Consider the following 22,266-nt stretch of genomic DNA (forward strand, 5'->3'; position numbering starts at 1 on the left):
AAGTCGTTACCCGGGTTCATATAGGCATCGTCATCCCGAACATAGTGAGGGATCTTCATATGCGGGCACAGTGCCTAAGCCAGGAGACCTCTCACTACGTTCGAGATGACGTTTTTCGTGGTGTTTCTTGTAGCCTGGGTGGAGACGAAGTCGTTACCCGGGGATGAGGTGCTGCAATTCCCGGGTTACAGTTTTCACTTTCACCCGGGCTACATTCAATAATGACTACCCTTTCGTATAGGTGAGTCGTGGCATCTTAGAGGTATGATAGGTGGCCTGATACACTCTCATGGCATCTTCTGCTGCGCTCTTAAGGCCTAAGGCCATATTAGCTTGATACATCACCGTTAATGCTTGCTGAGTACTAGGTGCCTGTGGGTAATTTTTCACCAGATAACCAGCCCTCTCAATAGCCGCTACATACATTTTACGTTTGAAGTAAAACATAGAAACATTGAGTTCATGCTGAGCAAACATATTCCGCAAATAAATCATCCGTTGTAACGCATTTGCCTTATATTTACTGTTAGGGAATTTTTGAATCAAAATAGAAAAATCCATATAAGCTTGAGTCTGTGTCCCAGGATCACGCCATGACTCATCCATAGGCAATATTTTTGCAAAGACGCCGCGAGTTTGTTGGAAATTAGCCAAGCCTTTCATGTAATAGGCATAATCTACGTTCTTGGCTCGAGGATAGAGATGAATAAAACGTTCTGCTGTCGCTGCGGCGGAAGGATAATCTTCATTTTTATAATAAGCATAAATCAATTCCATCTGTGAACTTTCAGTATAATCACTAAAAGGATACATTGATTCGATCGCTTCAAGCTTTTTTGCAGCAGTAGCATATTCTTCTTTCTTTAAAGCCTTTTGAGACTCCACGTAAAGTTGTTTTGCAGTCATTCCTTTAAAAGGATTATTTTCCTCATCATCTTTTTTCCATTTGGAACATGAAGACAAAGCAATAATAAGACTTACCAAGAATAACATCTGAACTCGTTTCATAAACCACACCTATAAGTTGTATCTGTTGCGTATACCCACAGGGACACGAAAATTGGGGACATTATACCTAGGACTAGCTAATTTGCGAACACTCTTGCGCTTATTCTTGTATTTATATAATCAATAGCTAATATTTTGATCTATTGAGGAAATTTCAACATGTAAAAGTAAAACATCTTCGTTGTGAATGAGACTTTTTTTGTTATACTCAAAGTACTATTCAATACTTTGCCATGAAGACTAAAAAATGAATTTTATCCGCCGCTTATTGCTTACCTTTATCTGCATCATTTCTGCTTTGCATGCAGATAATAACTCATTAAAGATAGGAATCGACGGCTTCCTCCCTCCTTTTGCCATGCAAGGAACAAATAATGAAAATTATGGTTTTGATATAGAGATGATGAATAGTCTATGCAAAATCATGAAACGCAAATGTGAATTTCGTACCATGAAATTTGCGCAACTATTATCGGCAGTTGAGAACAGACAAGTAGATGTAGCGTTAAGTTATATTACTATTACGCCTGAACGCTCCAAACGAGTTAATTTCAGTACCCCCTATTTATTAAGTTACTCTCGTTTTTTAGCCCCTTACCCGCGTACCGGGGTAAAGCCTCCTTTTAGTTTGGAATTATTAAAAAATAAAAAAATTGGGGTGGTAGCAGGTACTATTTTTGCAGAGCAAATTAAGGATATGGGAATAAAAAATCCCGTCCTTAAAGAATATGATACTAATGAGCTTTTGCTGGAAGGCTTAGGCAAGAATGAAGTTGATTTCGTTTTGGTCGACAATCCAGCAGCAATATATTGGGAGGCTAATTCTTCAGGAAAGTTCTATGCAATAGGCCCTTCCTTTGTATATGGTTATGGAGTAGGAATCGCGGTTAATGCAAGCGATCGGGGTTTATTAAATGCAATAAATGATGCCTTAATTCAGTATCAAAATAGTAGTGATTTTAAAAACAACTACGATAAATTTATTATGCAATTTTAACGGGAAATCAATATTTTCTTTTTAATCAGGATAATTTAGAGCGGTTATCCATTCAAGAAACGGACGTGCTGCGAACAGAGCAGCATTGTTGCATCAATTAATACCAATATGATTGATGCAACATCACGAACTCGTTGAAGTAAGTACCTATAGTCAACAAATCCTAAAATTAATTCCTATTAAGTCATAAATAATTTCTATATAAAAATAAAAAAATTATTTGCAAAAGCACAGGGCTTACGATAGTATTCATCCCTGTCGGAGAGGTGGCAGAGCGGTCGAATGCGGCGGTCTTGAAAACCGTTGAAGGGCAACCTTCCCAGGGTTCGAATCCCTGCCTCTCCGCCAAGTCTTGGTTATCTTGTTAAAATCAAATATTCTATAGTCATTCTCTGTTTACTCGCCCTTTAGGATTCTCTATACGTTAATTGCCAATCTAAAATCAGCCTGATTAGATTTTAACTTTACCCTCAAAAGCGAACTAATGGGTCGCCTGATTGCTTGCAACCAGGCTACTTCGCTGTGTTAAGTTATCAACCTTAGTGCTGTTCAAAATAATCCTCAGTAACTCCATAAATGGAACAGGCCAACGCTTTGTCAGACTTTTTCTCCCAATCAGGTTTATTCAATACCTCCATCGCGTCCTTATAGCCAATATTCATACGATGATTAACCGCTGAATGAGCAAAATTATAGTCTTTAAAAGAATGGGCAAAAGAAGTGCCGCGGTAAATAATATGAACGACGCTGAAATGTTTGCTATGTCCCAGCTCAAGTACTTTTTTCACTTCAGGATCGCGCTTGGCTTCGGGAGTTAACTTTTCCCCAAGAAATTGAATGGCTGCCTGTAAATTCTGGCGACTGGTGTAAACGTTTGTTAATCGACGGGAATGGCTGGCATAGCGAATATCTTTTTGTCGTTCTTCCAATTCATCCATGGTTTGCGGAAGTTTCCCCTTAAGACTGAAACAATCGACCACAAAACATAAAGTATCCAGTTCAGGCAAGGCATCAAGCACTGTAACCAAGGGAGTATTTGCGTAAATGCCTCCATCCCAATAATAATCATCTCCAATTTTAACTGCCGGAAAGCCTGGTGGCAAAGCACCACTGGCCATCACGTGATCGGGGGTCAAAATCATCTTTTGGTTATTAAAAAATTCCATTTCGCCAGAAACCACATTTACAGCACCAAGACACAACGTCACTTTTTTATCGTTAATAAGGTCAAAATCGATTAAGTTTTCCAGCGTTTTACGCAGACAAGACGTGTCGTAATAACTTAATTTATCAGGGGTATCACGAGAAAGAGGAGTTGGAGGAAAAAGACGAGGCATAAAAAAACCTTCCAGGCCGTACATAACAGCATGCAAAGACCCCAAGTGATTGTGTAGATGGCGTGCAAAATCAGGTCCTTCATCCTCGATGAAGGAGTCACTCCATAGCTTGGGAATAACGGTCTCCCAAAAAGTCATTAATTTTTCTATTTGTTTATTTCGTGGATTACCCGCAATAATGGCACTATTAATAGCCCCAATTGAAACCCCAGCGAGATAATTCGGATGATAGCCTTTTTCATGAATCGCTCGAAAAGCACCTACCTGATAAGCACCCAATGCCCCGCCCCCTTGGAATACGCAAGCAATTCGCTCATAAGTTTGTTTGGCATTCCTGGTTTTTTGTGGCTTGTTAATCCGGCATAACGGACTTTTATGATGAGAACTAATTTGCTCTTTCTTTTTTCCGCGCATATCCATTACTCCAACGTCCTTGTTGTTTATAGTATATTATATCTTGCTTTGAGACGGGTAAATATTTTATGACTTAAGCCACCGATAGCCCAGGTCGCGCCGGATTAGCTACACAGAAATAAAATCTTAATGAAAGAATGCCCTATTAATTTAATCCTCTTTCCAAATCAAATCCAGTGCTTGAAGTTCAGACTCAGTCAAGAGTTTATCTTTATCAATAATAAAATTTGAAGAATAATCCACGTTGTAATGTACCAGGCATTTTTGAATAAGTTCTAACAAATCCTGTTCATTTAAGGGTTTTTCAATAAAATCAATTGCCCCAGCTTTCATTGCTCTTATAGCCATAGGTATATCACCAAAACCAGTGATAATTATGACATTCAATAAGCTATTTTGAGTTTTTAATTTTTCAAGCAACTCTAACCCGCTCATATCCGGCATACAAACATCAGTAATTAAACATCCCCTATCATTAGGATTATATTGTTCTAAAAAGTCAAATGCATGGAGATAAGTTTTTGCTTTAAAATTTATAGATTCAAAAAGCCATTTTAGTGCATTCAGCAATTCAACATCGTCGTCAACGATATAAACAGTATTGTTATTCATGATTCGATCTACGATAAGGTAATTTAAAACTACATACAGTACCCTCACCGGAGAGGTTTCTTGCAATATTTATAGACCCGCCATGCGCCTGGATAATTTTGCGGCAAATAGATAAACCAACACCAAGACCATATTCTTTTGAGCTGTAAGCGGAGGTAAATAGATTATCAATTACATTGTTTGGAATCCCCGGACCATTATCGATGATACGTACCACTATCCATGAATCAGCCTGTTCTATCTGAATAAATAATGTCGGGTGGCTGGTGCAGGCTTCAAACATCGCCTCAAATGCGTTGTTAATTATATTTAAAAATACCTGTTTAATTTGATTACGATCTAAATTCGTTTCAGTTAACCTCTCATCAAAGTCATATTTTATAGTCACCGGAAAATTGGAATAAAATTTAGCCATTTTGACAGCGTTATTTGCTAATAAAGCAATATTAACTGACTCAAAATGTAACTCCCCATGGGTAACAAACCGTTTTATTCTCTTAATAATAGTACTGATTAAATCTACTTGTTTCGCTGCTGTTTGAAGTATATTTGCAAATTCTTTTTTTTCTATACCATCGTGCTGTAAACGCAAAATACTACCGGTAAGAAAGGTATTAAGGGCACAGAGCGGTTGAGAGATTTCATGAGATAAAGAAGATGCCACCTCGCCTAAAAAATAACACCGTGATAAACGATTGAGCGTTGTCTGTTGAAGTTGAATTAATTCTTGGGTATTTTTTTGCTCTGTAATGAAACGCCATGTACCAATCATTTTAATGGGATTTTTATCAGCGTCTCGGATATAACGACCTCTTGCTAATACCCATTCGTAACTCCCCTCGATAAATTGAATGCGAAATTCAGCACTATAATCTTCAAAATTTACGAGAGCATTGGTCAACTTTCTTTCAATATGTTCACGATCATCAGGATGAAGCCGGGTTATAAAATGTTCTATATTCCCCACATCTTTGTATTCGTCTAAAATGGATAGCGAGCCTGAGTAACCAAAATCAATGACTTCATTGGTAATAAGATCCCACTCCCAAACATTTAATTTGCCAGTGTCTAATAACTCCATTAAGTGATCATAAGAGATTTCAAATGAAGGGATGCTTTGGGTCAATATCTCTGCATGGGTGTTCAATTCGGAGCATTGTCTCTTTAATAATGTTTCGCGGTCCCTCATTATTATCTCCCATTTAATGCCTTAAAGAGGCAATCCTTAAAGTGCATTGCTTTTACAGTACAAAAATAATATTTTGATACACCATATTAGGAGCGCCCATTCTAAAAAGAAAGTTAACCGAATAAAAGAATATTTATACATTTGAAACAAAACTGCAACAATAAGCAGGTCGACTTTAGATCAATTCAAAAAGGGTAGCAGCTAAGCGACCCATTATTTGCATCAGGATGAGATAAAATGAAACGTGGGATAGCGAAGTGTAACCCGGGATATCGGAGAATCAGTTTTAGCTGATTACAGCCAAACCTTACCCGGTTACAACCGCTTGGTGATTATGCGCTAATTTCGCCTGTTTTTTTATACACAGTATCAATGGCCTTTAAAGACTCTAATAATTGCTTCATTTTGGCTAATGGCCAACTATTGGGGCCATCGCTTAATGCTTTATCAGGATCAGGATGGGTTTCCATAAACAATCCTGAAATTCCTGCTGCCACCGCCGCTCTGGCAAGGATAGGGATAAACTCTCTCTGCCCCCCTGAAACGCCGTTATTCCCTCCAGGTAATTGCACTGAATGGGTCGCATCATAAACCACAGGGCACCCTGTTTCGCGCATAATAGCCAAAGAACGCATATCAGACACTAAATTATTATAGCCAAAACTCACTCCACGCTCACAGGCCATAATCTGTTGATTACCTTCAGCTTTGGCTTTTGCAATGACATGCTTCATTTCCCAAGGAGCTAAAAATTGGCCTTTTTTTATATTAACGGGCTTGTTCATAGCAGCCACTTTCTGAATAAAATTGGTTTGTCTGCATAAAAAAGCCGGTGTTTGTAAGACATCAACCACACTAGAGACTTCAAGCAAAGGAGTATCTTCATGAACATCGGTTAATACAGGCACACCAATTTGTGATTTTACTTTTTCAAGAATCAATAATCCTTTTTCAAACCCAGGGCCTCTATAACTGGAAATAGAAGAACGATTCGCTTTGTCAAAAGAGGATTTGTAAATAAATGGAATGCTTAACTGAGCACACATTTCTTTTAAATAACCTGCTGTTTCCAGTGCTAACGCCTCGCTTTCAATAACGCAAGGGCCTGCTATTAAAAATAAAGGTTTATCTAACCCAACTTCAAATCCGCATAAGTTCATGCTTAATCCTTTTCTTGATGTTTTTTACGTGCTGCAAGTACAAATTGTTTAAAAAGTGGATGGCTTTCTCTGGGATTAGACGTAAACTCAGGATGAAATTGACAGGCTAAAAACCAGGGATGATCAGGTAACTCAACCATTTCTACCAATGAATTATCTGCTGAACGGCCGGAAATAATCAAGCCATGCTCAACCAACTCTTCAATATAGGTATTATTCACTTCGTAGCGATGACGGTGGCGTTCAATAATTTGCGGTTTTCCATAAACTGTTCGAGCTAACGTATTTTCTTCCAATTGACACAGTTGCGCTCCCAACCTCATTGTTCCACCTAAATCCGTATTCTCGTCACGAGTTTGTTTGCTGCCGTCCGCATCCATCCATTCGCTAATTAATCCAAGCACAGGATGATTTGTTCCTTTATTAAACTCAGTAGAGTTTGCATCAGCCCACCCTACAACATTTCTGGCAAACTCAATCACAGCGGTTTGCATGCCCAGACAGATTCCTAAAAAGGGAACTTTATTTTCACGAGCATATTGAATTGCTTTAATTTTACCTTCAACTCCTCGTTCTCCAAATCCGCCGGGAACCAGAATTGCATCCATGCCATCAAGCAGAGATGCATCGTGTTTTTCTATTAATTCAGCATCCAAATAAACTATTTCAACTTTAGTCTGAGTATGAATTCCTGCATGAAGCAATGCTTCATTAATTGATTTATAAGCATCATTTAGCTCGGTATATTTACCCACCATAGCTATTTTCACTTTCCCGGTTTGTATAGCCTGCATATCAACAACACGCTGCCATTCACTGAGATCAGCTGGTTTCGCATCAAGGCCTAATTTTTTTACTACAATTTCATCCAGTCCTTGCTCATGTAACATCATAGGTATTTGATAAATACTTCGAGCATCCTCAAGAGAAATAACCCCTTCTTTTTCAACATTGGTAAACAGGGCAATTTTGGCTCTGTCACTCATTGATAAGGGCTGTTCTGAACGACAAATCAAAACATCGGGTTGGATACCTATAGAGCGTAATTCTTTAACAGAATGTTGAGTAGGCTTTGTTTTAGTTTCCCCAGAAGTTGCAATATAAGGAACTAAGGTAAGATGGATAAATAAAGCTCTTTGTGCACCTAACTCAATACGCATTTGGCGGATTGCTTCAAGAAAAGGCAGTGATTCGATATCGCCCACTGTACCGCCAATTTCTACCATAGCCACATCAAATCCATCAGCGCCTAGTTTGATGCATCTTTTGATTTCATTAGTAATATGAGGAATTACCTGAACTGTCCCACCTAGATAATCGCCTTTTCTTTCTTTTTTAATGACGTTTTCGTAAATTTTTCCAGAAGTAAAATTATTACGTTTTGTCATAGTAGTATTAACAAAACGCTCATAATGACCCAGATCGAGATCAGTTTCAGCGCCATCATTGGTCACAAAAACCTCGCCATGCTGAAACGGACTCATAGTACCCGGATCAACATTAATATACGGATCAAGTTTAATTAAAGTAACACTGAGACCGCGAGCCTCAAGAATGGCTGCGAGTGAAGCGGCTGCAATGCCTTTACCTAAAGAAGACACTACCCCACCAGTAATAAAAATATAATTTGTCATGTTTGATCCCGTTAAATGCCGCGTCCACCAAATTGGTGCTAAATTAAATTTGCATGTAAACGGGATTTAATTCTATCAAAGTGAGGATATAAATGACAGAAATTTAATAAATTAATTCTCCATATACGAAAAAAAGATTTTTTCATGTTCTTACTCATAATCAGGAGGACATTTTTCTTGAGGATACTAAACAATTAAGCATAAATAAAACCAGGGGATGCAAATTTACGCACTTAGATCTATAATAAACCATATGTGGTTTTTTTAAGAATTCTAAAATGGCTAAAAATTATTTTTCCAGCAAAAATGGAACCGTAGCAACAAGACTAGATCAAGCTTGGGCTGATTATAAAAACCAAGCCCTATCTGATAAAGACCGAATTGAAGCTCTTGATTTTATGATCTATGTTTTTGATATAAAGAAATTTTCCAATGAAAAGAATGAGCTGAATAAGATATTAACTAATCTGATGGCAGAAAGAGAAAGTAAAAAACAAGAAAATCCAAACTACATTCCAGTATTATCGTCAGGAAAATATCACTTCGAAAAGGCCAGGGTATTGAAGGCCACAACAAGTACTAAAATTTCTCCAGAAGAGGATATCCAAAGAGATTTTAATGCAGGGAATCTGCTCGATGTGAATAGACAGGATAAACGTGAAGATAAATATCATGGAACTACGTATTTAACCCCGGAGGAAAGAGCGGAGTATAGTATTGAAATACACAACGGATTACTTCATAAAGAAGGTAAAGTTTTTGATTCCTCCAGATTAATAGCACATGACAAACGAGGATTTGTAGCATTCACTTTAAATGCGAATGGCGAACTTTCTGTTTTTGAACATTTGTCTATGACATTGGATAAAAAAGGTAGAAAATTAGCCCACTCCTCAATGAATGCAGGGGCTCCAGTATTATCTGCTGGGGAAATGGAGATAAAAAATGGTAAATTAATTAGTATTAATACTTATAGTGGGCATTATGAGCCCTCTTTGTATTCTGTGGCACGTTTTTTAGAATATTTAAGTGATAGAGGGGTGGACATTTCGGAAACTAAAGTATTTCTACAACATCCCCCCGGCAAGGAATCTGGTCTACAATCGAAACCAGTTTATTTAAAAGGTGATAAACAGCCATGGCATGAAGTTTCAGCAACAGATATTGTACATAGTGTTAAATCGATTATGAAGAGTAATTTAAATTCTCTTGATGATTACCTTAACAGTACCAAAACAATATTATTAAGAGATGTATTTCAAAATGAGTTGACGCAAGCTAAATCTGCGATTGCACAGAATTTTTATGACGAGCTTTTATTCACAATGGATATGATGAAAGATTCCTCTTCGCTGGCCGATATAAACACCTCTCTGGAGTGTCTGGAATCAATAATAACAAGACATTCAGCAGAACTTGAGCAATTAAATGGAAAAACAGGACGTCTGGACAGTAAGTTTGCCGAGATGAAAGCTCAAATTAAAGAAGCTCGCGAAAAACTTGAAGGAATAGATGACACCTCAGAAAATGAGCGAGTTGAAAGTTTTAAATCCAGTTTTTAAATAAAATAGGAGCAATGAAGGTAGACTCAGGGTACTTCTTACTCTGGGATTATCTCATCCCCTCTTCCAGAATTTATTAAACTGGCTTTGTTTATACACTTCATTGTCGTTCCTAAGAGGTCATCTACAGCTTATCTCAAGCCCATCCCTGGGCCGCCTTTAATTTGACTCCACTCGTAGATTCACTATTCGATTTACATGATACGTTGAAATTGATAGCATAAATTATCTTGAAAAACTATTTTTGCGCTGCAGATGAAATCCAAACCTATAATGGATCCTATAGTTCAGGCGTTCTTAGACCGGGTGAATAGCCATCCGGGGCCTCGATTTCATGAACTCGCACCACAACAAGCTCGAGATGCTTTTAAGCACCTACAAACAATGGTTTCTGTTAAGAAAGAACCTGTCGAGACTGAGGTACGAGAGCTTCCTGTTGGTCCAAACGGCAAGGTGAGTATACGCATCCTTCGCCCACCCGGTATTTCTGGGGTTTTACCAGTTCTGGTCTATGTTCATGGAGGTGGCTGGGTACGTGGAGATTATCAAATGTATGAGCGTTTGATAGCTGCGTTGACGAATGGCACGGGCGCGGCTCTTGTTTTTGTGGAATTTCAAAGAGCGCCAGAAGGACAATATCCAATCCCTATCGAGGAAGTCTATGCAGTGACCCAATGGATTGCTGAAAATGGGAGCCAACTCAATCTCGATGCTTCACGATTAGCTATTGCTGGAGAAAGTGCAGGGGGGAATATTGCTGCAGCTGTAACTCTTCTAGCAAAAGAACGGAAAGGACCTAAAATAGGTTTTCAGCTTCTTCTCTACCCTGTAACGAGTGCGACCTTCGATCAGCCATCCTATCGGGAGTTTGCAGAGGGTTATTTTCTTTCTGTAGAAGCAATTCAATGCCTTTGGAACTACTATTGTCCTGATGTTGCAGCTCGAAAACAGCCTACAGCAGCACCACTCCACGCTACCCTTGAGCAACTATCCGGGTTGCCCCCCACCCTCATCATTAGCACCGAGTACGATATAACCCGTGATGAGTGTGAAGCCTATGCTCATAAACTCATTGAGGCAGGGGTTCCCGTTTTGTCGGTACGATTTGAAGCCACCGTCCATGCCTTTCTCATGCTAGATGCTCTAGCAGAAACCCAGGCAAGTCGGGGGGCAATGGCTCTTATATTTTATAAACTGCGTGATTTTTTTGGGAATTAGCAGACAGGTCCCGTTTTATCGCGCACATCAAGCTCTATATTGCTTTGTTTTGGCTGTGCGTTCAGAGACCTGTTTCAGTTTAAACAGTCGTTTCTTCTAATTGTTGCTTTATTGAATGCATCATTAAAGCACAATCAGCCATATCTCGCCCTTTGTGTCCGTGCTTACCACCCAATCTATCCCAAGCCTGTTCTTCATTTTCTGTGGTAAGCACCCCAAAAATCACAGGTATATCAAAATCCAACATGACTCTTTGGCAACCTTGACTTACTTGATCACAAACATAGTCATAATGACTCGTTTCACCACGAATAACAGCACCTAAAGTAATGATAGCTTGAACGGATTTCCTTTTGGCTAGCAGTTGCGCCACTAAGGGAATCTCTACAGCTCCAGGTACTTCTACTATTGTGATCTCACTCGAGGTAAATCCAAGTTCCGTCAATCGTTGCAGCGCACCTTCTTTTAATGCATTAGTGATGGGTTGATTAAAAGTACTGACCACCAATGCAATTGGAAATGTATTATTAGACTCACCAACAAGTGCCTTAATTTCTTTCATATTTATCCCTAATCAATAGACAATAAATGTCCCAATTTTTCTTTTTTAGTTTTTAAATAACTGCGATTTTCGCGTGTAGGCTCAATTTCTAAAGGAATACGCTCAGTAACCGTAATTCCATATTGTTCAACAGCAGCAATTTTTAAAGGATTATTAGTCATCAATCTTAATGCTTCGATACCCAAATGTTTAAGTATTTGATAGGCAATAGCGTAATCTCGATCATCAGCAGGCAAACCCAATTTAAGATTGGCCTCAACAGTATCCATACCCTGATCTTGTAAGGCATAAGCCTTCAATTTATTAGCTAATCCAATTCCTCGACCTTCTTGACGTAAGTAAATGAGGACTCCCCCCTCAGCAGCGATCAGCTCAAGAGAGTGTTCCAGTTGCTTCCCGCAATCACACTTACAGGAGCCAAAAACATCGCCTGTAATGCATTCAGAATGAACACGAACCAAGGGCACCTGATTGCCAAATAATGGGGCTTTGACCAGAGCAAAGTGCTCTGATGAATCTAAATCATTCTCAAACACCGTCATATTAAAAATACCCTTATCCTGCAAAGGAATGGGAGTACTTGCCGCAACTTCTATCAAAGTCTCATGACGAATTCGGTATTCAATCAAATCTTTAATGGTTACCATGGGAATTTGATGGGTTTGGGAAAACGATACTAATTCATCGCGTCTGCTCATCGTTCCGTCTTCATTCATAATTTCACAAATTACCGCCGCAGGTATTAAACCCGCCATTCTCGCCAAATCAACACTGCCTTCTGTTTGCCCTGCCCTTTCTAAAACACCTTTTCTTCTGGCACGTAAAGGGAATATATGGCCGGGGGATATAAGATCCAAGGGGCCACTTTCAGGATCTATAGCTACTTTAATAGTGTGTGCTCTATCGCGAGCTGAAATTCCAGTTGAAACCCCTTGAGCAGCTTCTATCGAAACAGTAAATGCTGTTCCATAAGGCGACTTATTATTCTGAGCCATCATCGGCAACTGCATTTTATCAATCAACTCATCGGCCATAGGTAAGCAAATTAATCCACAACCAAAACGTGACATAAAATTAATTGCTTCAGGAGTAACATGCTCCGCAGCCATCACAAGATCGCCTTCATTCTCCCTGTCCTCATCATCCATGAGAATAATCATTTTACCGGCTTTAAGTGTTTCTACTGCCTGTTCTATAGTGGCTAATGAATAGTTCATGGCTCTACCTCACAGTTCAACTTCCCGAAGATTTGAAGCTGATGAGCAACAATACGGGTAAGATAATCAAATTCTATATTCACGTGCTGACCTTCTCCTAATGACCCTAAGTTTGTATGTAACAAAGTATGAGGTACCAGCATTAATTTAACGTTTTGGTTTATTACAGCATTAATAGTTAAACTCACTCCCTCTACTGTAATGCTCCCTTTGGGAATTAAATAAAGCATGGCATTTGCACTAAACCCCGTTAGCTCCATTTCAATGTATTCATCAATTGAACGAATGGATTTTATTTGAGCTGTAGTATCTACATGGCCACTTACGTAATGGCCGCCAAAACGGGTTGAAGCAAACATAGCCCGTTCAAGATTAACAAAATCCCCGGATGATAAATGAGCAAGAGTAGTTAAATTAAGCGTTTCAGGTGACACATCAAAATTTAATTCACTCGACTCAGAGGGTAATAAGGTTAAACACACACCATTAACTGCTATGCTTTCACCTGATTGCAAATTTTCAAACGATGATGAAATCACCAGGCGATTTGAACAGCCATGAGCAACATTGCTAATAACCCGGCCTTTTTTCTCTATTAATCCTGTAAACACTAATCCTCCTGCCAATCGAGACATGCTATCATATTATCCCCCATAGCATGCCAGGAAACAGTATGCGCTCGTTCAAATAATCCATTTTTCTGGTAGGCTGAAATTGCCTTTGGCCCTAAACTTATTGGAACGATGTATAAATAGGTTCGATGAACCAAACCCTCTTGATGCAAAGCACTGAATAAGCCCCCCCCTGCCTCTACCCATACATCATGGTATCCCAGCTCACCTAAATGACTGATTATGGTTTTTAAATCCATTGTATCATTTGTTAAAGGCATAGGATGAAAACTGCTATTAAAATAGGACACATCCTTTATATCATGATGAAATATATGGCAATGACTTGCTGTTGAAAAAATAGTCGCCTGAGGATTTAAGCTTAAATGACGATCGATAATAGCAACGGGCTTGGCCTGTTCCGTATTATTTACTCTGACGTTCATTTTTGGATTATCCAGTTGGATTGTTCTGGCGGTAGTCAGAATCACATCAGTAGCGGCACGCATTTCATGAGTAAACTGGGCACACAACGAATTAGACAAAATCAACCGGTCTCCTTCCGCTTGCCCTATTCTACCATCTAAAGATTGTGCCATTTTTACAGTTACTCTGGGTTTGCGAGTGTTAGTCCAATAGGCATAACTTCTATAAAACTCATTAATTTCCTCTAAAGGAAGATGCGTAACTTTTATTCCGTGTTCACGTAATTTAGCTGATGAATTATTTTGAGCCACAATTGGATTAGGATCTAAATAAGCAAAAACCACTTCTTCAACACCATATTCAATGATCGCATCAACACATGGCGGCGTTTTTCCCCAATGATTACAAGGTTCAAGAGTAATATAAAGACTAACCCCTGGCATTTTAGGTGGGATTTGTGCTAACAATAGTTGTTCTGCATGTGGCGTACCTGCACCTTGATGACAAGCTTGTGCTATAATGTGGCCATTTTGCACAGCAACGGCGCCAACACTGGGATTGGGTGCACAGAGCCCCCGACCAAGTCTGGCTTGTTCAAGCGCCGTGAGCAGAAACTTTTCGTGCATCAATTAATCACCTTTAAAAAGTGCACGAATGATAACAAATTATTCAATTTTTGAGTAGCCTAATGATTAAATTGAACATAAAATTTAGTTTTAACCCCATAATTTCCAAACTAAAATCTTGGATTGTACTACTAATTTTGTCTCTTTTGACCCCTCTTTCATTTGCTCAGGGTCTATCTCCTTACTCCACAGAGGAACTGGAACAATTAGAAAAAGAATTCATTCAACAGATTAATCAATCAGACAGTGTAGAACGCAATCCCTTAGCCAGTCAGTTTGTTAATAACATAGGGAAAAAACTTGCGCATTTCGGCCACATTAAGGCACCCTACTTTTTTATAGTTAAATCAAGAGAGATAAATGCCTTTGCAGGTCCTGGAGGATATATTGGTATTAACTCCCAACTTATTTTAACTACGAGCAATGAAAGTGAACTGGCTGCAGTAATGGCTCATGAAATAGCCCACGTTCGCTTACACCATCTTTATTCTATGATAGAACATCAAAAGCAGATGCGCATACCCATGCTCGCCTCTTTGCTTGCATCAGCTGCTTTAGGAGTCCTGAATCCCACTGCAGGAATGGGGGCCATGATGGCTTCGCTTTCCGGCTTTTCGCAGGATAATATCAATTTTACTCGCTCGAAAGAGAAAGAAGCGGATAGAATTGGTATTGATATGTTGATCAAAGCGGGATTCAATCCCCGAGGAATGGCTGCATTTTTTAAAAAAATGCAGGAAAATTCCCGTTATTATTATACCGCTAATGTTCCAGCAATTCTGCGCACCCATCCCCTGGATGCCGATCGAATCGCAGAAGCTGAAAATCGTACGGCCAGGTTACCCCAAAAACAATATGCGGACTCTTTAGAATATGCTTTATTCAAGGAATTAATCAGGGTCTCAGTGGCGTCAGAAAATAAAAAAATACTCGATTTTTATGAATATCAATGCCACAAGCAAAACCACAATGTTGCCTGCCAATATGGCTATGTTCTTGCCTTGTTAAATAATAATAATTTTCAGAAGGCCTCGGACCGTTTAAAACCATTGCTGGAACAAAATAAAGAGAATCTTTATTTCCAAATTGCAATGGCACAAGCGGAAACAGGAATGTTGCAACATCAGGCCGCTCTTTCCCGTCTGGCAGAAATACTGAATACTTATCCTGATAATTACGCGGCATTGATGGCATACAGCGAAGCATTACTCGCTGCTAATCAAGCAGAAAAAGCAACCAGTGTTCTCTTAAAAGGAAGTAGAGTGTACAAACAGGATCTGCAACTTTGCCGCGCCCTGGCTCGTGCAGAGGCAGAAGCACATCAAAAAAGTTATGCTTATTTTACTCAAGCGCAATGTTTGTTGCTCGAGGGACAAAAAAGAGCAGCTATTGCACAATTAAAAGTAGCTCTGGATTTAGCAAAAAAAGACGCTTATTTAAAAGCACGAATCTTAGCCAAGATTGATGAAATTAAATTCATGGAAACGAATTAAAGCGAAAACATCAGACAATGGTTTTGAATAGTCCATATATGGACTATTTTAATTAATTAGTCTATATTTAGACTATCAAGCCATAGTGTAGAGAATACGATGATTCCAATTCAATCCTCAGCCAATATAAATAATGAACAGGTTCAAACCGCGTTTAAAGTAGTTTTAAATATTTTTGATAAATGGCATTGCTCCACTGATGAGGCATTAATCTTATTAGGTCTTAAACGATCAACCTGGTTTAAATACAAAAACTCTCCTGAAAAAGCCTCTTTTAGCCATGATCTTATTGAGCGCATTTCTTATTTATTAAACATTCATGCCGCTTTAAGAATTTTATTTTCCAATCAGGAATCCGTTTATAAATGGGTGAGAAAACCCAATAAAGCGCCTTTTTATAACGGTCGCTCTGCTATGGATATCATGATGCAAGGACGAGTCGTTGATCTTTGGGCTGTTGCCAGCAGACTTAACGCAGAAAGAGGCGGTAAAGCCTGATGTACTCTTTAGATTTACTGCATAAACGCCCCTTTACGAAGCAACGTTGTTATCGCTTGATTCCCTCCCAATTCCCTCCTATTCATCTGTTTGAGGATGTGGCTTCTCCGGATGAGTTTGACGCACTGTTTGCAGTACAAATGCTAACAAATCCCAGAATTCAGGATGAAATTGGGCTCTTGAATTTAGTTCCAAAGGAAGAACGCTTATATGCTGTTCCTGGATGTGGATACATTATGGCAGCGTTCACTCATATTAACCCTGATGGTAGCCGATTTTCTAATGGCGATTATGGAGTTTATTATGCCGCTGAGTCGCTTTCTACAGCTATTGCAGAAACGATCTATCATAAAGAACAATTCTTATCTTTTACCAATGAACCTGCTCAAGAATTAGACATGCGAAGTTTAATTGCTGATTTTAGCGCACAGTTATTCGATTTAACGGCTTTGAATAAACAAACGGAACCCATCTATTCACTTATAGATTATAAATTAAGTCAAAATTTGGGTGCTCAAATCAAGGAAAAGCAAGAAGATGGATGCGTCTATCATTCAGTAAGGTCAGTCGGAACTAATTTTGCCTTATTTAAGCCCAACATAATTCATAAATGCCACCAAGGCTCTCATTTCAGTTATGTTTGGAATGGAGAAAAGATAACGACGGTATATAAGAAAGAGAATAAAAATATAGCCCTGGAACGTTAAGGATAATTTCTCAACAAGTCCAGGGCAGAATCGTCATCTCGAGCGCAGAGAGATCTTCAAGTGCAGGCATAGAGCCATATTCAGGAGATCCCTCACCGTGTTCGGGATGACGTTGCCCGCACTTATTGAGAGGTTAACTTAGCCAAGCAGTCCAATAGTGCCACAGGACATTTTAGCCCAATTAATCTCTCAAAATGCGTCAGATAAAACTTTTTATTTTACAGCGACTTCTTTCCACCAGCTGGTTTTAGTCTCAGCAACCCAATCTGCATTTCTTAAATTTTTAACGAAAGCTGCTGTTTCTTCTGGTGTTGAATGTTTCGGATCAAGCTTAATGCACCAATCCCAATCACCGGAGGTAGACCATAGGCTTTGCACACCGCTCATTTTGGCAATTGAAGCAGAATCAGACCATGCATTTTTTGTTTTTAAGAAAACAACACTATTCCATGAGTTCATTATAACTTTCCTTAGTAGTCAATTTATTTAGAATTCGCGTGAACACTGTTCATCGCGTCTTATAACCTTAGACTAAGCATTCAGGTATTTCAATGTCTGCAATAAAAATTTCATTTCAAGATTATTAACAAATTAATGAATAAATATTAGCCATTTTCACAAGATAAAATGAATATGAATTACTTAAAATGACTAATTAATGTATAATAATTTGCTTTTATGGTGAAATTCATGAATAACAAATCAACTTTCTTTCATTATTCCAACCTTAAATCGAAATTACTCCCGCTGCCAAAAGATAAAAAAAGGAAGCATGAATCGGATTCGGAAAGCAGCAGTAGCATGGCAAGCCCTAATCTAAGCAATTCGGGAAGCCCTTTCATAATTGGTACACCGATAGTGTCGGAAACAACCTCCACTGAATCAATGATTGATGAATATATCTCTATTAATGGCAACCAATTAGTACGCATAATTGATATGGATACTAAGGAGGCCGTGGAGACAAAAACGCATAGAAAATTTTTTGTCTCAACCGGAGGAGAGTTATTTTACAACCGGACGGAATGGCATGCTCATTCATTAAAAACCACAATAGAATTAACAGTCTGTGGCGGCAACTTCTATGCTTTATTAATGGGAGAAGGACAACCTGAATATTTTGTTGGTAAAGGAGAAGTGGATGAGGATCTGGAAGATGATGTTGAGCCTATCTATTATAGAATGAGTTCAAAAATTGATTTCCTGGCAGAAGGTGAGGACATTTTTAGTTTAAACAAACCAGTTAAAAGTTTAATTTTCTCCTTAATGATCAGCTTTTTTTTGGGAGATCCTGACGTAAGCAATGTAGTCGGGGTCGCAGAAGATGAGGATGTATTGATCAGAAGATTGGATCCGGAGTTTTGTTTCTCACAGTATTTTTCTTCAGAAAGTTACAATAACTATAGTAGTGTATTAAAAGAATTAGATTTTCTATTTCACTTGAATACAGATAACCATGAATTGACTGCTGACGAACTTCAAAATCGAGTAGAGAAAAGTGGCGTGGATTTTTTCAGACAATGTTTTATGAAAAAATTCCTTATGCATCCTGACTGTTTAAAAATTCTTAATTCTGAAACCAGAACTAATGAATTTTTGTCTGCCTTGAAAAAAATTACCGAAACACCTTTTGATCAATATGAAAACATCATCAATAAGAGCATTAGCGATGAAAACATCCGTATGCAATTAAAAGATACTCTTAAAAAACGATTGGGAATTTTTTCACAAATTTATCAGGAATTGGCTGTGGAGATAGAACCGACTAAAGATGCTATTCTTCCTAAAGCACCTGCTTATAGGGAATAAATTTTAAATAGATGGTGACAGCAAGAACTATTTCCCGTCTTTGTGAAAGCAAAGACAGGGGTTATCCCTTAAATAGTACTATATCCAGATAATGCGATGTATTTTATTACGCTTTGGCTTTTATTAGAGAAGTAGTGGCATATATCCGCAGCCCCTCTTTTAAGAAGGGATTAAAATTCATGACGCCATTAAAGGCTTGGGATGCAACTAAATTATTACCTATACCCCGATTCAATCCACACCAAGATATTTTAGAACAGTTTGTTGCAACCCCTTTTAATCCAGACCTAATTTTTTTAATCTGTATCGTAAAGTTCTAAAGCTAATACCTAATAAACGAGCAGCAGCCGTTCTATTCCATTTTGTTTTATCAAGCGCATTAAGAATTAATTCTTTTTCCTGATCTTGCAGAAAGCCATTTAAGTTAGCTGAACTTTGAGGTGAAGCAGGAGGTACAGTAGTCGTTGTTTGAGGTAAATGTAAGTCTTTGGCTTCGATTGTATCCTCTTCACACAAAGCCATAGCTCGTTCTAAAATATTTTCCAGCTCTCTCACATTCCCCGGGAAACGATAATTTTGTAGTATAGTCAAACATTCAGGTTTAAGAGTAACGATTTTTTTGTTCTGATTTTTGGCTAATTTTTTTAATATTGTCTCAGCTAAAGAAGGTATATCAGAAAGCCTTTCTGCTAAGGTAGGAACGCGTAACTCAATTACATTAACCCGATAATATAAATCTTGTCTGAATCTTCCGAGGTTAATTTCTTCTAATAAATTTTTATGGCTGGCGCTCAAAATACGCACATCAACAGGAACCTCATATAATTCCCCAATGGGTTTAATCGCCTTCTCCTGTATCGCACGAAGTAGCTTAACTTGCATCGCAAGGGGCAATTCAGCAATTTCATCAAGAAACAAAGTCCCACCCTGGGCGGCTACAAATAAGCCTGTTTTATCCGCTATTGCTCCCGTAAAACTTCCCTTTTTATGACCAAAGAATTCCGACTCCATCAACTCACTTGGAATCGCACCACAGTTAACTGGAATAAATGGTTTATCGGCTCTGGGACCATTAGCGTGAATCAACTGAGCAACAAGCTCCTTACCGACGCCAGAATCACCTTGAATAAACACAGGGGCTTGATTACGTGCAAGCTTATGAATATTCTCATTAAGCTGTTGCATCACCTGACTTTCTCCAACCAATAATTCATTCTGATTATCGTGCATGGAGTTTTTCATCGATAAAGCGGTTTTAACTAATTCCTTGAGCATCTTTAAATTGACAGGTTTAGACACGTAATCAAAAGCCCCTGCTTTTAAAGTATTTACCGCTCCTTCAACATTTCCAAAAGCAGTAATTACGGCCACTGGGAGCTGTGGTTTAAATTTTTGAATAAACTTGACTATTTCTATGCCGTCACCATCTGGCAAACGCATATCCGTTAAAACTAATGAGTACTTATTTCGCTTGATAGATTCTATCCCTTGTTTAAAGTCAGCAGCCGTATCACAAAACAAACCCATACGTGACAAAGTAAGGGTTAACAGTTCGCGAATATCCGGCTCATCATCTATAACAAGCACTCTGCTTTTAGTCATATTAATAATTCATCCGACGAATTTAAGGTAATGGCAAAACAACTCCCTTTATTGGAATTTACCAAGTTTAATCTTGCCTGATTAATTTCACATAAATCTCTGGCGAGAAACAATCCCATTCCTGTTCCATTCCTCAACGTTGTAAAAAAAGGCTCAAATATAACATCTCTATTCTCTACAGGAATACCAGGTCCAGAATCACTCACCGTTACGAGTATTTTATAATCTGATGATTTTACAGCAATGAGTATAGTAACGTTGCCCTGCGCGTCCCTGGCATGCTGCATTGCATTATCACATAATATAACCAAAATCTGTTCCAGCTGACTTTTGTCAAAGACTACCGCCAATTGCTTGTTTTTAGGTAGTTTAATTATAAAATCACATTGATTGTTATGACAGAAATCCTGCTTGAACTGCTCTAGAAAAGAAGCGATGTCATTCACTTGAGGTTGAGATTGCTGGCGTCGGGTAAGTTGTAGAACATTTTTTATCACGCCATTCATCCGGCCACAATTATTTAGAATTAATTGTTTTAAACGAGCATTTTCTTTGCTTAACTCTTCATCATCTCCTAATAATTGTGCCGCATGCGCTATTGCTCCTAAAGGATTACGCAATTCATGGGCAATACTGGCTGAGAAACGCCCCAAGGAAGCCAATTTAAGCTGTTGTGCTTGTTGGGCTATATTAGTCATGTCTTCGAGAATAATTAATACTGCAGGATTATTAGCTACAGCGGTTGAAAAAAAATGCACACGCAGGTAAGGCTCTTCCAGAACACTTTGTGCCATACGTTCATTTTGTTTAATTTTCATTAAAAAATGATCAAACTTTTCCACTAGAGGGGAGGACAATTGCTCTAAACTAAGTGGACTTTTTTTACTAATGCAAAAAAACTGTCGGGCAGCAGAGTTCATTAATTTAATCTGTTTCCCTTCATCAGTATAAATAATACCTGAATGTAATCTATCAACGATGTATTCGTTAATTCGTTGCATTTCTGCTAATTCATCACTACGATGTCGGGCCAGATCCTCGGACATCCGCACCCAATTGGAAAGGTACCATGCAGTTAATGCGGTGCCAAAAAAACCTGCTCCGTAGATGCCGCTATAATAAAAAGTTCCCAGATCTTTTTGATTATAAACAATGAATTGCAGTAAATTACCACACAAAAGCGAACAACTGGCCAAAGCCGCAAAAAATATTGCCAAACGTCCCGGAACTAGAATACTCAATGAGGCAATAGTGACATTTAATAAAATGCCATAACCGGAGTGCATGTTGCCAATAATGATCAGCAGGGTAGAAACAATAATGACATCTATAGTCCCTGATAAGAACACCTGCTTATCAAAACCCAGGCTCTGCTTATATCCTAAATAAAGAAAAATCAGTGAACAAATGAAGTAACTACATAAAATAGAGAAAAACAATAAGGGTTTAGCATTAGAAATGTAACTGTAAAAATAAATACCTAAAAATAAAGCAATACTAAGAATCCTATAAACATCATAAACTAACAGCATACGCCATTGTCTGTTTTCCGGATTTCTTATCTGGAGATTCGCCATAGAACTA

The 22,266-nt window shown here is 38.5% G+C and carries 20 protein-coding genes and 1 tRNA gene; 8 read left to right on the forward strand and 13 right to left on the reverse strand.

The genetic code is table 11. The features are described from left to right. Positions 1 to 225: 225 nt before the first annotated feature. Entirely contained in the window at positions 226 to 1,008 is a 783-nt protein-coding gene (locus LOX96_RS15640) for an outer membrane protein assembly factor BamD (protein ID WP_250424375.1), read from the reverse strand. A 247-nt stretch (positions 1,009 to 1,255) separates the two neighbouring features. On the opposite strand from LOX96_RS15640, the gene LOX96_RS15645 reads away from it, so the two are divergent. Together LOX96_RS15645 and LOX96_RS15650 are read left to right on the forward strand one after the other, a co-directional pair. Further along, positions 1,256 to 2,005, forward strand: a complete 750-nt coding sequence (locus LOX96_RS15645) for a transporter substrate-binding domain-containing protein (protein WP_250424374.1) — start codon at positions 1,256 to 1,258, stop codon at positions 2,003 to 2,005. Positions 2,006 to 2,265: 260 nt separating this feature from the next. Then, positions 2,266 to 2,353: transfer RNA gene (locus LOX96_RS15650), tRNA-Ser, on the forward strand. A 191-nt stretch (positions 2,354 to 2,544) separates the two neighbouring features. Here the strand turns inward: LOX96_RS15650 and LOX96_RS15655 are convergent. From LOX96_RS15655 to pyrG, 5 genes are all read right to left on the reverse strand, one after another. Further along, positions 2,545 to 3,762, reverse strand: coding sequence for a patatin-like phospholipase family protein (locus LOX96_RS15655; protein ID WP_250456382.1), 1,218 nt, complete (start codon positions 3,760 to 3,762; stop codon positions 2,545 to 2,547). Between the two features lie 144 nt (positions 3,763 to 3,906). After that, positions 3,907 to 4,368, reverse strand: a complete 462-nt coding sequence (locus tag LOX96_RS15660) for a response regulator transcription factor (RefSeq protein WP_250424372.1) — start codon at positions 4,366 to 4,368, stop codon at positions 3,907 to 3,909. Then, on the reverse strand, positions 4,361 to 5,557 hold the full coding sequence (locus LOX96_RS15665) for a PAS domain-containing sensor histidine kinase (protein WP_250424371.1): 1,197 nt from the start codon (positions 5,555 to 5,557) through the stop codon (positions 4,361 to 4,363). Before LOX96_RS15665 ends, LOX96_RS15660 begins: the two co-directional genes overlap by 8 nt. 332 nt (positions 5,558 to 5,889) lie before the next feature. After that, complete coding sequence (kdsA, locus tag LOX96_RS15670; RefSeq protein WP_250424370.1) at positions 5,890 to 6,717, reverse strand: 3-deoxy-8-phosphooctulonate synthase; 828 nt, start codon at positions 6,715 to 6,717, stop codon at positions 5,890 to 5,892. Between the two features lie 2 nt (positions 6,718 to 6,719). Then, positions 6,720 to 8,351 (reverse strand): CTP synthase, encoded by a 1,632-nt coding sequence (pyrG, locus tag LOX96_RS15675; protein ID WP_250424369.1) that lies wholly within the window; start codon positions 8,349 to 8,351, stop codon positions 6,720 to 6,722. A gap of 278 nt (positions 8,352 to 8,629) precedes the next feature. Between pyrG and LOX96_RS15680 the strand changes: the two genes are divergently transcribed. Next, positions 8,630 to 9,913 (forward strand): hypothetical protein, encoded by a 1,284-nt coding sequence (locus LOX96_RS15680; RefSeq protein ID WP_250424368.1) that lies wholly within the window; start codon positions 8,630 to 8,632, stop codon positions 9,911 to 9,913. Positions 9,914 to 10,168: 255 nt separating this feature from the next. Beyond that, the gene (locus LOX96_RS15685) at positions 10,169 to 11,131 is read left to right on the forward strand and encodes an alpha/beta hydrolase (RefSeq protein ID WP_250424367.1); all 963 of its coding nucleotides are present in this window, start codon (positions 10,169 to 10,171) and stop codon (positions 11,129 to 11,131) included. Positions 11,132 to 11,210: 79 nt separating this feature from the next. On the opposite strand, the gene ribH is transcribed toward LOX96_RS15685, so the two are convergent. The 4 genes from ribH to ribD are packed head-to-tail and all read right to left on the reverse strand — an operon-like array spanning position 11,211 to position 14,573. Next, entirely contained in the window at positions 11,211 to 11,693 is a 483-nt protein-coding gene (gene ribH, locus LOX96_RS15690; RefSeq protein ID WP_250424366.1) for a 6,7-dimethyl-8-ribityllumazine synthase, read from the reverse strand. Between the two features lie 8 nt (positions 11,694 to 11,701). Next, complete coding sequence (ribB, locus tag LOX96_RS15695) at positions 11,702 to 12,910, reverse strand: 3,4-dihydroxy-2-butanone-4-phosphate synthase (RefSeq protein ID WP_250424365.1); 1,209 nt, start codon at positions 12,908 to 12,910, stop codon at positions 11,702 to 11,704. Continuing rightward, on the reverse strand, positions 12,907 to 13,521 hold the full coding sequence (locus LOX96_RS15700) for a riboflavin synthase (protein WP_250424376.1): 615 nt from the start codon (positions 13,519 to 13,521) through the stop codon (positions 12,907 to 12,909). Before LOX96_RS15700 ends, ribB begins: the two co-directional genes overlap by 4 nt. Next, positions 13,521 to 14,573, reverse strand: a complete 1,053-nt coding sequence (gene ribD, locus LOX96_RS15705) for a bifunctional diaminohydroxyphosphoribosylaminopyrimidine deaminase/5-amino-6-(5-phosphoribosylamino)uracil reductase RibD (protein WP_250424364.1) — start codon at positions 14,571 to 14,573, stop codon at positions 13,521 to 13,523. The genes LOX96_RS15700 and ribD overlap by 1 nt, the downstream gene beginning before the upstream one ends. A 62-nt stretch (positions 14,574 to 14,635) precedes the next feature. Between ribD and LOX96_RS15710 the strand changes: the two genes are divergently transcribed. The 3 genes from LOX96_RS15710 (at position 14,636) to LOX96_RS15720 (ending at position 17,271) form a co-directional block, all read left to right on the forward strand. After that, on the forward strand, positions 14,636 to 16,066 hold the full coding sequence (locus LOX96_RS15710; RefSeq protein WP_250424363.1) for a M48 family metalloprotease: 1,431 nt from the start codon (positions 14,636 to 14,638) through the stop codon (positions 16,064 to 16,066). Between the two features lie 99 nt (positions 16,067 to 16,165). Further along, positions 16,166 to 16,564: an MbcA/ParS/Xre antitoxin family protein gene (locus LOX96_RS15715; protein ID WP_250424362.1), complete on the forward strand. Its 399-nt coding sequence runs from the start codon at positions 16,166 to 16,168 to the stop codon at positions 16,562 to 16,564. Then, entirely contained in the window at positions 16,564 to 17,271 is a 708-nt protein-coding gene (locus LOX96_RS15720; RefSeq protein WP_250424360.1) for an RES family NAD+ phosphorylase, read from the forward strand. The genes LOX96_RS15715 and LOX96_RS15720 overlap by 1 nt, the downstream gene beginning before the upstream one ends. 213 nt (positions 17,272 to 17,484) lie before the next feature. On the opposite strand, the gene LOX96_RS15725 is transcribed toward LOX96_RS15720, so the two are convergent. Then, positions 17,485 to 17,730 carry a hypothetical protein gene (locus tag LOX96_RS15725; RefSeq protein WP_250424358.1) on the reverse strand — a complete coding sequence of 82 codons (246 nt, stop codon included), beginning with the start codon at positions 17,728 to 17,730 and terminating at the stop codon, positions 17,485 to 17,487. A gap of 231 nt (positions 17,731 to 17,961) precedes the next feature. On the opposite strand from LOX96_RS15725, the gene LOX96_RS15730 reads away from it, so the two are divergent. Then, positions 17,962 to 19,080 carry a hypothetical protein gene (locus LOX96_RS15730; protein ID WP_250424356.1) on the forward strand — a complete coding sequence of 373 codons (1,119 nt, stop codon included), beginning with the start codon at positions 17,962 to 17,964 and terminating at the stop codon, positions 19,078 to 19,080. Between the two features lie 276 nt (positions 19,081 to 19,356). Here LOX96_RS15730 and LOX96_RS15735 read toward each other — a convergent pair whose 3' ends face one another. Further along, on the reverse strand, positions 19,357 to 20,682 hold the full coding sequence (locus LOX96_RS15735; RefSeq protein ID WP_250424354.1) for a sigma-54-dependent transcriptional regulator: 1,326 nt from the start codon (positions 20,680 to 20,682) through the stop codon (positions 19,357 to 19,359). Further along, entirely contained in the window at positions 20,679 to 22,259 is a 1,581-nt protein-coding gene (locus LOX96_RS15740; protein ID WP_250424352.1) for a sensor histidine kinase, read from the reverse strand. Before LOX96_RS15740 ends, LOX96_RS15735 begins: the two co-directional genes overlap by 4 nt. Positions 22,260 to 22,266: the final 7 nt, after the last annotated feature.

It is taken from the genome of Legionella maioricensis (assembly GCF_023618015.1).
In the GTDB taxonomy this organism is placed as follows: domain Bacteria; phylum Pseudomonadota; class Gammaproteobacteria; order Legionellales; family Legionellaceae; genus Legionella; species Legionella maioricensis.